Origin of the sequence: Streptomyces sp. NPDC046859, from assembly GCF_040645135.1 — a bacterium.
GTDB lineage: Bacteria > Actinomycetota > Actinomycetes > Streptomycetales > Streptomycetaceae > Streptomyces.
In genome coordinates this window covers 49,268-62,457 of sequence record NZ_JBEYXR010000020.1, presented here as the reverse complement: position 1 = coordinate 62,457, position 13,190 = coordinate 49,268, and the positions used below count along the sequence as shown (strand labels likewise).

Annotated in this window: 16 protein-coding genes and 1 pseudogene; 10 read left to right on the top strand and 7 right to left on the bottom strand. The window is 69.6% G+C overall.

Annotated elements, in window-relative coordinates; translation table 11 throughout:
- Positions 1–30: 30 nt before the first annotated feature.
- Both ABZ899_RS26440 and ABZ899_RS26435 read right to left on the bottom strand, forming a co-directional pair.
- Positions 31–546 (bottom strand): hypothetical protein, encoded by a 516-nt coding sequence (locus ABZ899_RS26440; protein ID WP_361350597.1) that lies wholly within the window; start codon positions 544–546, stop codon positions 31–33.
- 151 nt (positions 547–697) lie between these two features.
- Positions 698–1,516 carry a DUF2785 domain-containing protein gene (locus ABZ899_RS26435; RefSeq protein ID WP_361350596.1) on the bottom strand — a complete coding sequence of 273 codons (819 nt, stop codon included), beginning with the start codon at positions 1,514–1,516 and terminating at the stop codon, positions 698–700.
- Between the two features lie 91 nt (positions 1,517–1,607).
- On the opposite strand from ABZ899_RS26435, the gene ABZ899_RS26430 reads away from it, so the two are divergent.
- A complete protein-coding gene (locus tag ABZ899_RS26430; protein WP_361350594.1) occupies positions 1,608–2,300 on the top strand; it encodes a 2-phosphosulfolactate phosphatase in 693 nt (230 codons plus the stop codon).
- Positions 2,301–2,484: 184 nt separating this feature from the next.
- Entirely contained in the window at positions 2,485–3,258 is a 774-nt protein-coding gene (locus ABZ899_RS26425) for a hypothetical protein (RefSeq protein ID WP_361350593.1), read from the top strand.
- A gap of 71 nt (positions 3,259–3,329) precedes the next feature.
- Here the strand turns inward: ABZ899_RS26425 and ABZ899_RS26420 are convergent, their stop codons facing one another.
- Positions 3,330–4,061 carry an alpha/beta hydrolase gene (locus ABZ899_RS26420; RefSeq protein ID WP_361350591.1) on the bottom strand — a complete coding sequence of 244 codons (732 nt, stop codon included), beginning with the start codon at positions 4,059–4,061 and terminating at the stop codon, positions 3,330–3,332.
- A gap of 318 nt (positions 4,062–4,379) precedes the next feature.
- Positions 4,380–4,934 (bottom strand): lamin tail domain-containing protein, encoded by a 555-nt coding sequence (locus tag ABZ899_RS26415; RefSeq protein ID WP_361350589.1) that lies wholly within the window; start codon positions 4,932–4,934, stop codon positions 4,380–4,382.
- A gap of 394 nt (positions 4,935–5,328) precedes the next feature.
- Between ABZ899_RS26415 and ABZ899_RS26410 the strand changes: the two genes are divergently transcribed.
- Positions 5,329–5,625 (top strand): hypothetical protein, encoded by a 297-nt coding sequence (locus ABZ899_RS26410; protein WP_361350587.1) that lies wholly within the window; start codon positions 5,329–5,331, stop codon positions 5,623–5,625.
- Between the two features lie 83 nt (positions 5,626–5,708).
- Here ABZ899_RS26410 and ABZ899_RS26405 read toward each other — a convergent pair.
- Positions 5,709–6,066, bottom strand: a pseudogene (locus ABZ899_RS26405) (arsenite S-adenosylmethyltransferase); the annotation flags it as partial.
- A gap of 108 nt (positions 6,067–6,174) precedes the next feature.
- Between ABZ899_RS26405 and ABZ899_RS26400 the strand changes: the two are divergent.
- The 5 genes from ABZ899_RS26400 to ABZ899_RS26380 all read left to right on the top strand — a co-directional run bounded on the left by ABZ899_RS26400 (position 6,175) and on the right by ABZ899_RS26380 (position 11,218).
- Positions 6,175–6,540: a DUF1801 domain-containing protein gene (locus ABZ899_RS26400; RefSeq protein WP_361350585.1), complete on the top strand. Its 366-nt coding sequence runs from the start codon at positions 6,175–6,177 to the stop codon at positions 6,538–6,540.
- An 83-nt stretch (positions 6,541–6,623) separates the two neighbouring features.
- Positions 6,624–7,316, top strand: coding sequence for a class I SAM-dependent methyltransferase (locus ABZ899_RS26395; RefSeq protein ID WP_361350583.1), 693 nt, complete (start codon positions 6,624–6,626; stop codon positions 7,314–7,316).
- Positions 7,317–7,474: 158 nt separating this feature from the next.
- Complete coding sequence (locus ABZ899_RS26390; RefSeq protein ID WP_361350581.1) at positions 7,475–8,068, top strand: DUF4291 domain-containing protein; 594 nt, start codon at positions 7,475–7,477, stop codon at positions 8,066–8,068.
- 97 nt (positions 8,069–8,165) lie between these two features.
- Positions 8,166–8,708, top strand: coding sequence for a hypothetical protein (locus ABZ899_RS26385; RefSeq protein ID WP_361350579.1), 543 nt, complete (start codon positions 8,166–8,168; stop codon positions 8,706–8,708).
- A gap of 449 nt (positions 8,709–9,157) precedes the next feature.
- Positions 9,158–11,218, top strand: coding sequence for a restriction endonuclease (locus ABZ899_RS26380; RefSeq protein ID WP_361350577.1), 2,061 nt, complete (start codon positions 9,158–9,160; stop codon positions 11,216–11,218).
- Here ABZ899_RS26380 and ABZ899_RS26375 read toward each other — a convergent pair.
- Both ABZ899_RS26375 and ABZ899_RS26370 read right to left on the bottom strand, forming a co-directional pair.
- Complete coding sequence (locus ABZ899_RS26375) at positions 11,197–11,346, bottom strand: hypothetical protein (RefSeq protein ID WP_361350701.1); 150 nt, start codon at positions 11,344–11,346, stop codon at positions 11,197–11,199. The genes ABZ899_RS26380 and ABZ899_RS26375 overlap by 22 nt on opposite strands.
- A complete protein-coding gene (locus ABZ899_RS26370) occupies positions 11,286–11,780 on the bottom strand; it encodes a DUF6233 domain-containing protein (RefSeq protein WP_361350699.1) in 495 nt (164 codons plus the stop codon). Before ABZ899_RS26370 ends, ABZ899_RS26375 begins: the two co-directional genes overlap by 61 nt.
- On the opposite strand from ABZ899_RS26370, the gene ABZ899_RS26365 reads away from it, so the two are divergent.
- Together ABZ899_RS26365 and ABZ899_RS26360 are read left to right on the top strand one after the other, a co-directional pair.
- Positions 11,748–12,032, top strand: a complete 285-nt coding sequence (locus ABZ899_RS26365; RefSeq protein ID WP_361350711.1) for a hypothetical protein — start codon at positions 11,748–11,750, stop codon at positions 12,030–12,032. The two genes, ABZ899_RS26370 and ABZ899_RS26365, sit on opposite strands and share 33 nt — an antisense overlap.
- A gap of 16 nt (positions 12,033–12,048) precedes the next feature.
- On the top strand, positions 12,049–13,056 hold the full coding sequence (locus ABZ899_RS26360) for a hypothetical protein (protein ID WP_361350576.1): 1,008 nt from the start codon (positions 12,049–12,051) through the stop codon (positions 13,054–13,056).
- Positions 13,057–13,190 lie beyond the last annotated feature (134 nt).

The following is a 13,190-nucleotide window of genomic DNA, read 5'->3' as shown; positions in this document are numbered from 1 at the left end:
CGAGCGGCCGGTCGGGGAGGGCCGGGGGGCTCAGCAGCCGCCGCAGTTGTAGAAGGTGACGTCCCAGTGGTTGCCCTCGTCGGCATACACGTTGCCGGCGCCGGAACGCCACTGCGGGGCCCCGTCGCCGCGCACACCGATGTAGGTGAAGGTGTTCTTCACGTAGTTGGTCACGCACGTGCTCTTGCTGAAGTCCAGTTTGTAGCCGTTCCAGTGCGAGTACGTCCCGGAGGCGTGTCCGGTCTCGGTGCCGCCGGTGATGTTCAGCGCGCAGCCGCTGGCGCCCTTGAGGGTCTGGGCCCCCTGGGCGGTGGCGAGGTTGAGCTGCTCGAACGACGTACACGTGGAGACGTTGCGGTCGGAGCAGCCGCCGGACGAGGACCAGGTGATGCCGACCTGCCGGAACATCGAGGTGGCGGTGGAATGACTGATCTTGCTCACGGCCGACGCCTCACCCGCGGTGCCGAGGACGGCGACACCGGGGGCGACGACGAGGGCGAGTGCGGTGAGTGCCGACCGGAGCTTCGGCGAGGGAGCGACCTTCATGTGTCAGAGCCTTCCTGCTGGGGCCGTGTTTCCTGTGGGGCGGGGCGGCGGTGCAGGTGGTGCAGGTGGTGCTGTGACGATGGTGCCCTTGTCTACGCGCGTTGGCCAGAGGACAAAAGGGGCCGGCGGGGAGAGGAGCCGCCGGCTCGGATCAGGCGAGCCAGTAGTAGGGCAGGCGCAGGAGTTCGGCGGCCCGGGCGGCGACCGCCTCGGCATGGGGAGGGACGTCCTCGTCGGCGATACCACGTGCCAGATGCAGATGAAGGGACTGCAGGGTGGCGAAGGTGTTGAAGGCCCACACGGGGACGGGGCCAGGACCTCCGCCCTTCAGTGCCTCGGCCGCCACGCCCAGCCAGCCGGTGGCCTCCTCGGCCGTCAGCCCGGGAGCCTGGAGGACCCGCACCACCGCCCGGGCCAGTCGCGCGTCCTCCAACTGTGCGTAGCGGTAGTCGGTCTGAGGTGCCGTCATTCTCCGGGCGCACAGGTCGAGCAGGTCCGTACGGCGGTGCGGGAGGACCTTCGCGAACGCGGCGACTGCGTCGGCACCGTGCGCGACGGCGTGCAGCCAGCCCAGGGAGTCGTCCCAGCCGCGGGTGTCCCGCTCCTCCGGATACCAGTTGGAGAAGGCGGCGTACCAGTGCTCCGCGGCCTGCTGCGAGACGAGACCGGGAACACCGGCCGCACGCGTCAGCACCGAGGAGACGATCAACGGCGCGAAGGCGCGGGCCTGTATCTCCGGATGGGCGAACCGGCCGGCCGCGGAGTCCGCGAGCCCCTCCAGAACGGCGTCCAGACGTCCCTCCCTGATCCAGCGGGCGGCCGCGGCGCAGGCCCCGTCGTCACGGGTCCCGGGATCGGTCGAGACCAACGCGACCGCCAGCTCGTCGACGAGCCGGGAGGCCGGTAGGTGCCCGGGGAACGGGAACCCGTCGGCCGCGAGGGACGGCCAGTCGATGAGGGCGGCAGTCATGGGCGTCAGGTTTCCACACGGCCGGCGCTCGCCGACTCCGGGCACGGCAAATGGCAGGCGGCAGGCCCCGGTCATCCATGAGCATGGCCGCATGGAAGCTCGCTGCCTCGGCATCGCCGAACTGACCCAAGTCCCCTCCGTGGCCGTCGTGATCGACGTCATGCGCGCCTTCACGGTGGCCGCCTGGGCGTTCGCGCGGGGCGCGGAGCGGATCGTGCTCGCCGAGTCGCTGGAGGAGGTTCTGGCCCTCAGGGCACGCCACCCGGACTGGGTGGCGATCAAGGACGGCCCACCCGCGCCGGGGTTCGACACGGTCAACTCACCAGGCATGGTGCGGTCCATGGACCTGTGCGGACGAACGGTCGTGCAGAAGACCACGGCCGGAACGGTCGGCGCCCTCGCGGTCAAGGAGGCCTCCCTGGTGCTCTGCGCCGGCTTCGTGGTGGCGGAGGCCACGGCTCGGCTTCTGCGAGCGCGTGCCTGCGACACGGTCACGTTCGTGGTCACCGGGGAGGACGGGCGGGCCGAGGAGGATCTCGCGTGCGCGCGGTACATCGCGCTGCGGGCGACCGAGGCAGCGGGGACCGCTGAGGGAAGCGGGCAGGCCGCCGCGTTCCTTCGCCGCGCCGCCGGGTCACGTGCCGCCGGCGAGCTGGCGACCGGCGTACGCAAGGGCGTCCACCCGGACGATGTCGCCCTCTGCCTGGAACTGGACCGGTTTCCGTTCGCCATGGTGGCGGACTGGGACGGGGCCCGGATGACCTTGCGGCCGGTCTCACCGTGAAACGGCCCGGGAAGGCGCACCGACCGCGGTGACCATGCCGCTGAGGACCAACACATCCGGTCACGTCAGTCAGGCACCCGGCCGGCGCCCTGTACGCGTAGCCGTACCCCACTCCGCCCACCCTGCCGTCCTGGCAGCCCCGTTGGATGTGTAGCCTCGCCTCCCACATCATTGGGGAGGGATCATGCGAGGCAGAACGGCCGGCGCCGTGGCTGGTGCGGCGGCGCTGACGCTGCTGTGCGCGACGGGAGCGCACGCCGAGGGCCGCGGGGACGTACGGGTCACGAAGACCGTCGTGAACAGCGGCAACAACGTCATCATCGGCACATCGGCACGGGTCACGTACCCGATCGCCGTCACGATCCGGGACAACTCCGGGGCGAAGGGCCTGAGCCGCGTCAGCGTCTTCAGCAAGTCCAAGGGCTGGGGCTTCAGCGACTGGACGGACACCCGGTGCGAGAAGCAGAGCTCCACCACGTCGGTGTGCACGGCCACCATGACGGTGGCCCCGGGATGGCTCCCGGACAGCGTGCCCGGCGACATCAACACCATCGCCGGTGTCTGGCAGGTCAATGCCACCGTCAAGGCCAACGACGGTGACTACTGGATCTCCGACGACATCGCCGAGTTCAAGATGAAGCGGGCGTCCAAGCTCACCACGGACGCCACGCCCGAGCCGGTGGCCAAGGGCGCCTCCCTCACGATCACGGGCAAGCTGTCCCGTGCGAACTGGGAGGACCTGAAGTACCACGGCTACACCGGGCAGACCGTGAAGCTCCAGTACAGGAAGGCGGGCACCGCCCACTACAGCACCGTCAAGACGGTGAAGACGGACAGCTCCGGCAAGCTCCGCACCAAGGTCACCGTCCCCTCGGCGGGCAGCTGGCGGTGGTTCTTCCCCGGCACGACCACCACGGCGCGGGTCGTCTCGACGGGCGACGCCGTCACCCTTAAGTAGTCCCCCGCTCGTCGGCGCCTCGCGCGACCCGCCGGGAGGCGCCGACGGGACGGCCCGTCCAGGGAATCGGGTCAACCGCCGCCCGTGAGCTCACGGGCGAAGCGGCGGACGGCGCCCGTGAAGGCGTCCGGGTCGTCGAAGTTCGCGAGATGCCGCGCCCGGGGGATCAGCTCGACCCGGGCCTGCGGATGCGCGCGGGCGAAGTCGGCCTCGCCGGCCCGGAACAGCGAGTCCTTCTCGCCGTTCAGGATCAGCACGGGAGCCTTCACGTGACGCATCGCGTCCGCGTCGAAACGCCCCAGCACCTCCGCCCAGGCCACGGGCAGCGTGTGGAAGGCGTAGCCGGACCGGATGGTCTCCGCCACGACCTCCGGCGGGTGGAGCCGCCGCAGCATCCGGTCGTTCCACCGGGTCAGCCGATCCTGCGGTATCCGGGTCACCAGCCGGGCGACCCACCGGTACGGCGCCGTCCACGGCCCTCGCGTGGGGGCGCTGGCGCCCGCGAGGACCAGCCCCCGCAGCAGCTCCGGACGGCAGCGGGCGAACTCCAGCGCGGCGTATCCGCCGAGCGAGTGCCCGACGACCAGAGCCGGTCCGCCATCGAGCGAGTCGATGGCCGAGGCGATGACCTCCGTCGCGCCGCTCAGACTCCACGGCTGGTCCGAACGCGCCCCGTGACCGGGCAGATCCACGGCAGCCACCGGGAACTCGTCGCGAAGAGCAGCGAGTTGTACGCTCCACTGTCCCGCGCTGAAGCGTGTGCCATGGACGAAGACGATGGGCACCGCGTCCTTCGCCGCCACCAGATCCCACCCCCCTCCACGTGTTCCCTTGGCGCAACTCGGGCTCATGTTAGGACCGTCGGCGACTGCAGGGGAGATTCCCGGACGCCCCGCGAGCCGGCTGGAACTGTGCGACGAGGAGAAGGACAGGACACGCGCCGTCGAACTGGCCGCGCTGCTCGTCCTCCTGTCCACGGCGGGCCGTGCGGTGCTCCCTCGGGGGTGGGCCGGACCGCCCTGACACACGCGAGTGCACCCGGCCGTGGGAGGCCGGGTGCACTCAGGCGGGTCGGGTCGCAGCGTGGACGGGGGACTTCAGTTCACGGACCGCGCCGATGGTCAGCGGTAGTGGTGGTACCGGCCCTGGTGCTCGCCTCCGTGACGGTGCTCGCCCCAGTGACGGTGCTCGCCTCCGTGACGGCGGTAGCCCCACGACTCGGTGTCGACGCGGCGCCCGTAGTCGTTGCGGAGGGTGGCGGTGTCGGAACGGTTGTCCCAGACGTAGTGGCGGAGGTCCTGGTAGAGGTCGGTGCGGCTGTCACGGCCGATGCCCGTGTGGATCCGGACGGTGGCGCGGCCCTCGAGGCGGAAGTAGTCGAAGGTGTAGGTCTCACCGTCCCGGTTCCGCAGGGTCCAGCCGTCGAGGTTGACGCTGCGGCGGGTGGTGTTGGTGATCTCCACCCACTCGCGGTTCAGGGAACGGTTGGAGTAGTTGTCACGGCCGGGTGAGTCGTACTGGACCGCTGTGATCTCCACCTGCCCCCGCTGGTGGCGGGAGTGGTCGGCGGCGGAGGCCGGCAGCGTGATCGCCGAGACGAGCGCGCCGGTGGCGAGCGACGCCGCGGCGACGCGGCGCACGGTGACGTAGGCGGGGGTGCGGGTGGAGGTGGACAAAGGGTCTCCTTGTAGTGCGGACACCGTCCCCCGGGACGCCTGGGTGGCTGCCCGGGGAGCGGTGCGGTGTGCGATGGCGACCGGTTGGCCGCGGACGCCATTTGTCCACGCCGTGAGGGAGGGAGCGCGAAGGCAATGCCCGTTGTTACCGTTTGTGGATATTTCTATGACTCTCGACTGCAATAGTCATCTATGAGAGCTTGTGTGACGCAAGCGGGGCCTGAGGGATGAAATGCGTCTGTGACCTGGGAGGGGATGTTTCGGGAGGAAAAGGGACATCGCCGGGCTGGGTGATCTTCACCCGAAAGTGAGTAACAAATCGTCCGGCGCCGGGGGAGGGGCCGGTGGTCCCGCGTGACCGGCCGTTGTCGGTGGTGGCTGCGACGCTGGTGCCATGAACGGCGATGAGCAACTGCTGAGGGGCCGGGTCTACGGCCACGACCACGACGACCCCCACCCGTGCGCCCTGCCGCACCGCACCTACGCGGCGCTGACAGGCGGGCCGTTGGACGGTTTGCTGCTGGACATCACCGGATGGCGTGCCGACGAGATCGACGGGGGCGTGGCGCTGCAGACGGAGCTGGGCCGGTTCCCGGGCGGCCGGGCCCTCTACGACGCACGTCCGGGGGAGACCCGCGGGCCGGGCCCGGGCGTGGCCTGCCGCCTCTACCACTCGGGGGACACACCGTGAGGGGGTGACCTGCGGGTCGACCTCCGTGACCTGCTGCGAAGGGGGCCCTTGAAGCAGTCGAGGGCCGCACCTGCGGCATCGGTTCAGCTCGCGCGGCCGCATCCGGCGGCGCTTTTCGCCTCGGCGACGCCGACGGCCGGGTCGTCCGCCTCCTCGGCCGGGGTGCGGCAGGCGCCGACGCCACGGCAGCAGCTGTCCGCAGCGTGTGCCGCCCGGGTGTCCCGACCTGTCGTGGCCGCGGGCTTGGTGGCGCGGACGACGGCGGAGTGCCTGCCGTCGGCGACGCCGTGTGCCGGGACGATCTCGACGCCGGTGAAGCAGAGGTTGATCACGCAGTTGGAGATCGCCACGTCGATGGTGTTCGCCGGCAGCGGGATCGCCTCGATGGTGCCCTTGAGGGAACTCGACGTTCGTGGCGGCCGCCTTCCCGGCGTTCGCCACGGGCCAGGGCCTGACGGTCCCGCGGAGGGGCGAACCCGTGCCGCTGAGGGCTCCTGGAGGCCGCTCGGGAGGAGACCCAGCCCGGGCGGGCCTCGATAGGCTGACGGCATGGTGCAGAGCAGCGCGGAGGACGTCGACGGGTACCTGGCCGAGGTGCCCGAGGGACGCAGGGACGCCCTGGCCAGGTTGCGGGAACTGTGCCGGGCGGAACTCACGGGGTTCGACGAGGTGATGGCGTACGGCATGCCCACCTATACGCGGGACGGCGCCCCGGAGATCGCCTTCGCGAGCCAGAAGCAGTACGTGTCCTTCTACCTCATGCGCGGGGACGTCCGGGAGGCGTTCGAGGAACGGCTGAGTGGGCGGGACATGGGCAAGGGGTGCCTGCGTTTCCGCAAGCCGGGAGACATCGACTTCGATCTGGTGCGGGACCTGCTGAGGGCGGTGGCCGCTACCCCGGGCAAGAGCTGCTGAATCGCGGGCCGCCGCACTTTACCTCGAACGGCGGAAACGGCGGGGTGGGGGAACGGGTCTCCGGCCCGACCCGTTGCACCGGCATGGAGACGAAGAAGCGGGCGGGATATCAGGGCACCGGACCCGGTGCGATCACACCGGACGGCTGCGCGGTCGAGCTGTACGCGCGACTGCCGGTCGGGTCGGAGCCGGACATCGTCGCCGCGGCCGTGCCACCGGGCGCGCGCATCCTGGAGCTGGGGTGTGGTGTGGGACGCGTGACCCACTCCCTCCTGGACCGGGGCTTCGCGGTGACGGCCGTCGACGAGTCCCAGGAGATGCTGGACCGCGTCCGCGGGGCACGCACGATATGCAGCCCGATCGAGGACCTCGACCTGGGTGATTCGTTCGACGTGGTGATGCTCGGATCGTTCCTCGTGCACGCGGCGGATGCCGAGGTACGGCGAGGGCTGCTGCGCGCCTGTGTCCGGCACCTCGCACCGGGCGGCTGCGTGCTGATTCAGCGAGAGGGCGAGGGCTGGCACACGAACCTGCCGCGCGAGCGGGTCGACCCCAGCGGCTTCACGGTACGGGTGGTGTCAGCGGAGCCGACGGGTGACGGGGCGAACTCGGTGTTCGTGGAGTACGAGTTCCCGGACACCACCTGGACCCAGACGTTTCCCTCCCGGCCGCTGACGAAGAAACAGTTCGAGGGCGCTCTCGCGGAGGCGGGCCTGACGGTGGAGACGTACCTGACGGAGGACGGCACCTGGGTGCGGTCACGTCTGGCGGCCTAGCCGGGGAGCCACATCAGTTGACAGCAGGACACGCTCGTTTCGGCCAGGCCGGGGATGACTGCCTCCAGGGTCCAGCCGTCTGCGGTCGTGGCATCCCGGCGCAAGAGGCGCTCCAAAATCGGTAGCTTTCTGACCTGACCGACTCCACGCTGTACGCCATGGAAGAACCGCTCCGTAGAATCCGCGCGCTCCACACGGCGTCCACGATCACCGTCTACCAGGCGTACCGCCCGGAGATCGGCGGACCCGCCGCCCGCAAGGGCCGTTTCCCCGCCGCGTGGAAACCCGACCGCATGACGTGGATCAAGCCCAGTTTCATGTGGATGATGTACCGCTCCAATTGGGGCGCGAAGGAGGGTCAGGAGACCGTCCTCGCCGTCGAGATCACTCGCGACGGCTTCGACTGGGCGCTGCGCAACGCGTGCCTGTCGAGCTACGTTCGCGGATTGCATCCCGATCGCGCTGCTTGGCAGCGTGACCTCAAACGCTCACCCGCCCGCGTCCAGTGGGATCCCGAACGTGATCTGCACCTGCGTCCTCTGCCGTACCGCTCGCTGCAACTGGGCCTCTCGAGCGAGGCATCGTCGCGCTACGCGAACGAATGGATCGTGTCCATCCGCGACGTAACCCCGCTCGCCCACCAGATCCGCACCTTCGTCAGCAGCGGCGAACTGGACACAGCGACCCGACTGCTTCCTCAGGAACAGCACTATCCCGCCGGTGACGAACTACTGGCCCACCTGCGCGGCTGACCGGAGGTCCGGATACGGCGAGACAAGGACCGCTTCTCTCACCGCCCTTCGATCGTGATGTACGTCGTGCGGGCCAGGGCTGTTACGGTGCGCCACCATGGGCACGGACATTTACGGCGGGATCGAGTTCCGTCACCCTTATGCAGGCACCGAAGACTACGACGGTGAGCCATGGGTGACCGCCATGGATCTGTGGCCGCTGTACGACGAGACCGACTACACGGCCTTCGGTCTGCTCTTCGGTGTGCGCAACTCCGCAGGCTTCCCGCCTCTTGCACCTGGTCGTGGGCTTCCCGTCGACCTGTCGAGCGCCATGCGCTCAGAGCTCAGCTCATGGGTTGCCCGGGGTGAGCTGGACGGTGCGAGCTGGGTCAGTTGGGGCGAGCTCGCTTCCATCGATCCCGAAACCCGACCGGAGCGCTTCGTCGGCCGAGTGGCCTGGCACAAGCAGTCGCGCCCGTCGACGCTGCATCGCCAGCTCGTATCCCATCAGTGGCCGGCGGAGGTCCTGTCCGTGGTCGGCGAGCCACCGGCGGACTCGCGCAGCAACTCAGGACCCGTTGCATGGACGAACGGCGATCTGGTCTGTGCCTACGAACCGCTGACCGCGGCTACTGTGCTGGGCTCGGAGACTCACTGACCGCACGTCTTCGCCGTGATGAAGGCCCTGGCCGACCGCTTCGGTGACGACCGTGTGCGCCTGGTCGTAGCGTTCGACAGACGGCACACGACCGGGAGTCCTGCCACACACACGACTGCGGGCGGCCGCCGCTGCGCCTCTAGCCAATCGCCTCTTGAGGTCTGTGAACGCGGCATGATGATCTACGTCAAGCCGCGTTCACAGTCCTTTCTGCGGCCGACGCACCCAGGAATTCCAGCGTTGGGGAAGGTGACCGTTCGGGCACCGCGCCCAGGCACATTCCTGGTTACCCTCCAGTCACGTTGACCTGCAGGGATGCCCAGGGACTTCCTCTGACGGGTGGATGTGCGGGACGGCAGTTGCTGGATAGAGTCGTATCGTCACAACTGGTTGTGGGGACAACCAAAGTGCCTTTCGGCTGTCGACGTTCTGGGGAGGGCCTGCAGCACATGAGTCGTCGCTCTACTGGATATGTCGGTACATGGGCCGAGATGCAACGGCAGCAGCAGCGCCAGCTGGAAACCGAAGCCAGGCGGCGGCGACAGCAGGAACAGCAAGCGCGGGCCTACCAACGGCGAGCTGCCCAGAGCCACCGCGAGTACCGGCAGGCAGAGGCTCTACGGCGCACGGAGGAACTGGACGCGCAGGTCGCGTCGTTGCAGGCGCTTCTCGCGTCGGGCTGCCAGGCTCCGGCCTTCAGGGCTGCCTCTCTCATGCGGCCGGAGGAGGTCCAGCCCTTCGCTCCAGGGCCACTGGCACAGCCAGTGCCTATGCCGGATTTCAATCACTACCAAACGCAGAGCGGCTGGACTGCGAGTAGCCGGGCACGGGCGCAGGCCGAAGCGCGAGCACGCTTCGAGCGGGATTGGCACGCTGCCCAAGCCGCAGAGGCTCACCGACAGCAACAGCTGGCGTCGTACCAGCGGGAGTACCAGCAGTGGGCCGAGGCTCAGCTGGCTGACGTTCGGCGGCACAACGCCGGCGTCGTGTCGATCATTGACGGCGTAAGGCGTCAGGACCCCGATTCCGTGGTCGAGTACTTCTCGGCTGCTCTCTACGCCTCGACTGCGTGGCCGGAAGGTTTCCCACGCCAGGTGGTAGCAGCCTACGACCCGTCCGCCCGGCAACTGGTACTCGATTGGGAGTTGCCCGCATACAGCGTCGTGCCGGAGGTCAAGTCCGTTCGCTACATGTCGGGGACCGACCAGGACAAGGAGACTCCCCGCCCAGTAGGCCAGCGGCGTGCCCTGTACAGGGAGGTTCTCGCGCAGTGCATGCTGCTCGTTCTGCACGAGTTGTTCGCCGCAGATGAGCTGGCTGCGCTGGAGTCAGTGGCCTTGAACGGGTTCGTCGACGGGCACGACCCCACGACAGGCCGACCAGGCCAGATCTTCCTCGCAACCGTCATGGCCTCACGCTCCGCGTTCCATGACTTGCACCTGGCGCAGGTGGACGCGTGTAGTTGCCTGCCTGACGCATTGCGCGGGCAGCTCTCGACTCGACCGGACCAACTCACGCCCGTACGGCCGGGTAGACGACCGCAGGACGTCGGGAACCGCGTCGTCGCCCACGGCGGCGATGAGGATCCGGACCTGTTCACCATGGATCCGATCGCCTTCGAGAATCTCGTTGCCGACCTCTTCCGGGCCATGGGGATGCAGGCCGTGACCACTCAGCGCTCCAACGATGGCGGTGTGGACGTCGACGCGCTGGATCCGACACCGATCCGCGGCGGCAAGATCGTCGTGCAGGTGAAGCGCTACCGCAACACGGTGCCACCCACCGCCGTCCGTGACCTGTACGGAACCGTGCAGGACGCCGGCGCCAACAAGGGTGTGCTCGTGACGACATCAGGGTTCGGTCCTGGCTCACACACCTTCGCCAACGGCAAGCCGCTGGAGCTCATCTCGGGCCCGGAACTCGTCGACCTGCTGCATCGTCATGGCTTGCGTGGGCGACTGAGTGAGGGGAGCCGACAAGCGGCCGCGCAGCCCACGCCCTCGGGGCCAGACACTCGACTGCCGGACAACTACAACGTCTTGGGCATGGCGTGGACCGGCAGCGTCGCCTTGGACGTGTGCGCTCTCGTCTGCAGTGGCAACCGCGTCCTCAGCGACGATCACTTCGTCTTCTACAACAATCCTCAGACGCCGGACGGCTCAGTGCGGGCCCTTCCCGCAGCGGCGCCGGACAAGGCGGCGATCTGCGTGTCCTTCGACGGGTTGCCGGACGCGGCTGACCGGTTGGTGCTCGTGGCCGCCATCGACCCAGAGGTCAATCCGAACGCCGACCTATCCGGCTTCACAGATGCCTGCGTCCGGCTTCTTGATCCAGGGATGACCGAGCTGGGACGTCTGGAGGTCTCTGACGGACGGCCGCACGAAACCGCCTTGGTGCTCGGCTCCTTCCGTCGCAGGTCCAGCGGCGACTGGGACTTCGTCCTCGGCGGCAAGGGCTACACAGGCGGCTTGGAAGAACTCGTGCGGGACTACGGCATCGACGTGGAGTAGACCAGCCGGCGGCCGGATGCTGCTGGCGGGAGGGGAACGGTCTGTGAACGCGGCTTCTTGATCCATGTCATCCGGTCCCGCTGCCACCGATCGGAGAAACGCCCGTCCCGGGCGGCCGGCAGACCGATCTCGCGGGAGGAGGCCTGGTGGACGGTGATCGTTCGATCCGTGTGCAGGGCCCGGATCCGATGTCTGGGTTCTGTCGCCGGACCAGGGTGATCACTCGTCCCCGCGAACGCCGACGAATTACCGCGCTGGAAGGCCGCGGGCCGGCGGCGCCGCCGTGAACTTCCGGCGGTGGCGGCGAAGCCTCGGCAGACCTCCGTGGCCTCTTCGCCGACGCCGGACAGGCCATGAGGTGCGTCACGGGCACGGGTGACGTCGGCGGGGGTGGCTCTAACTCGATGATGTGGAGCCGCGCGGCAGGCCGGCAGTGGCTGCAGCCCTCCAGTCCTGTCGCGAGCAGCCGGCGCGCCTCGTCCCGGCTCACGGCCCGGCGCCGCTGTCCGGCCATGTGACAGTCGCCCGCGTGGACCTGGACGGGGGACCGGTCGGCGCCGATGCCGAGTTCGACGATCCACTCCGGGGGTCGGGGGCGGCGCCGCCGGCCGTTCTCCTCCTCGGCCTCCCGCCGCTGCAGGGCCGCGATCTTGGCGTCGATGCGCTGGACCCACAGGGCGTGCCAGACGCGAAGGGTGCGCAGTCGGTCCAGGTCGGGCGGCAGGTCATCGAACACATTTTTGATTCTATGCTCAAGATCCACGGCGTGCGCCCTCGCGTGTTCGATTTTTTGTTCGATACCGTGGAGGGGTGAGTGCGGGAGGTGGGACATGACGACGGACGGACCGGCGCGCAAGATCTCGACGGTGATGCACGTGCGGTGCCCGGACCGGCTGGGGGAGGAGACCTACCGGCGGGTGCTGGAGGAACTGTCGGAGCTGTCCCCGGTCGTGCAGGCCCTGCCCCCCTCCGCGGCCCTGGTGGAACTGCGGGGCGCCCTGCGCTACCACGGCACCGACACGCGCCGTCTGGGCGAGGTCCTGCGGGTACGCACCCTCTCCCGGCTGGGCGTCGACGTCCGCATCGGCATCGGACCGTCGATCACGGTCGCGGCCACCGCCTCCGCCCAGGTCCCCGCGCCGGGCGGAGTGCTGGCCGTCCACCCCGACGAGGTCGCCGCCTGGCTCGGCCCGCTGCCGGTCGACGCGCTGCACGGCATCGGCCCCCGGCAGGCGGAGGCGCTGCGCGCGTACGGCATCCACAGCGTGGGTCTGCTCGCCGCCGTCCCGCCCGCCACCGTGCAGCGACTGCTCGGGGGCCGCGCGGGCCGTACGGCGGTCGACCGGGCGCACGGCATCGACCCACGACCCGTCGTCCCGCGCGGGCTGCCCCCGACGGCATCCGTCCGGCACACGTTCGACCGGCAGGCCCTGGACGGCGCCGCCGTCCGCGCCGCTCTCCTCGACCTGGTCGTCCGGCTCGGGCTGCTCCTGCGCCGCAGGGGCCAGGCCACCCGCGCGCTCACCCTGAAACTGACGTTCGCCGGAGGGGGCGGCTGGGAGCGGACCCGCCGCCTCCCGGAGATCTCCGCGCACGACGAGGACCTGCGGACGGTGGCCTACCAGCTGATGGACGCCGCCGGTCTCCAGCGCGGCCGCCTCACCGGACTGACCCTCAAGGGCACGGATCTCGTCGCTGCCGACCAGGTCGCCCAGCAGATCAGCCTGGACGACGCCCGCGAGGCGCGGCTGGTCGCGGAGGACGCCGTCGACCGCGTCCGGGACAAGTTCGGCCCCGGCGTCATCGGACCGGCCGCGGTCTTCCGGCGCGCCTCCTGACGCGATGAGGCGTGTTCCGTCGAGCCCGTTGACGCTGAGGAAACGCACGCGGCCTCGTCCGTGGACCGCGCCGGCCGCGACGTGGCCGAGTGACCTGACACGGGCCGCCTCGGCTCGAACGCGCTGGTGACCAT

What these genes read in the sequence shown, in the direction of transcription:
- ABZ899_RS26440 (WP_361350597.1), bottom strand. Translation starts at nt 546, where the DNA reads ATGAAGGTCGCTCCCTCGCCGAAGCTCCGGTCGGCACTCACCGCACTC.
- ABZ899_RS26435 (WP_361350596.1), bottom strand. Translation starts at nt 1,516, where the DNA reads ATGACTGCCGCCCTCATCGACTGGCCGTCCCTCGCGGCCGACGGGTTC.
- ABZ899_RS26430 (WP_361350594.1), top strand. Translation starts at nt 1,608, where the DNA reads ATGGAAGCTCGCTGCCTCGGCATCGCCGAACTGACCCAAGTCCCCTCC.
- ABZ899_RS26425 (WP_361350593.1), top strand. Translation starts at nt 2,485, where the DNA reads ATGCGAGGCAGAACGGCCGGCGCCGTGGCTGGTGCGGCGGCGCTGACG.
- ABZ899_RS26410 (WP_361350587.1), top strand. Translation starts at nt 5,329, where the DNA reads ATGAACGGCGATGAGCAACTGCTGAGGGGCCGGGTCTACGGCCACGAC.
- ABZ899_RS26400 (WP_361350585.1), top strand. Translation starts at nt 6,175, where the DNA reads ATGGTGCAGAGCAGCGCGGAGGACGTCGACGGGTACCTGGCCGAGGTG.
- ABZ899_RS26395 (WP_361350583.1), top strand. Translation starts at nt 6,624, where the DNA reads ATGGAGACGAAGAAGCGGGCGGGATATCAGGGCACCGGACCCGGTGCG.
- ABZ899_RS26390 (WP_361350581.1), top strand. Translation starts at nt 7,475, where the DNA reads ATGGAAGAACCGCTCCGTAGAATCCGCGCGCTCCACACGGCGTCCACG.
- ABZ899_RS26385 (WP_361350579.1), top strand. Translation starts at nt 8,166, where the DNA reads ATGGGCACGGACATTTACGGCGGGATCGAGTTCCGTCACCCTTATGCA.
- ABZ899_RS26380 (WP_361350577.1), top strand. Translation starts at nt 9,158, where the DNA reads ATGAGTCGTCGCTCTACTGGATATGTCGGTACATGGGCCGAGATGCAA.
- ABZ899_RS26360 (WP_361350576.1), top strand. Translation starts at nt 12,049, where the DNA reads ATGACGACGGACGGACCGGCGCGCAAGATCTCGACGGTGATGCACGTG.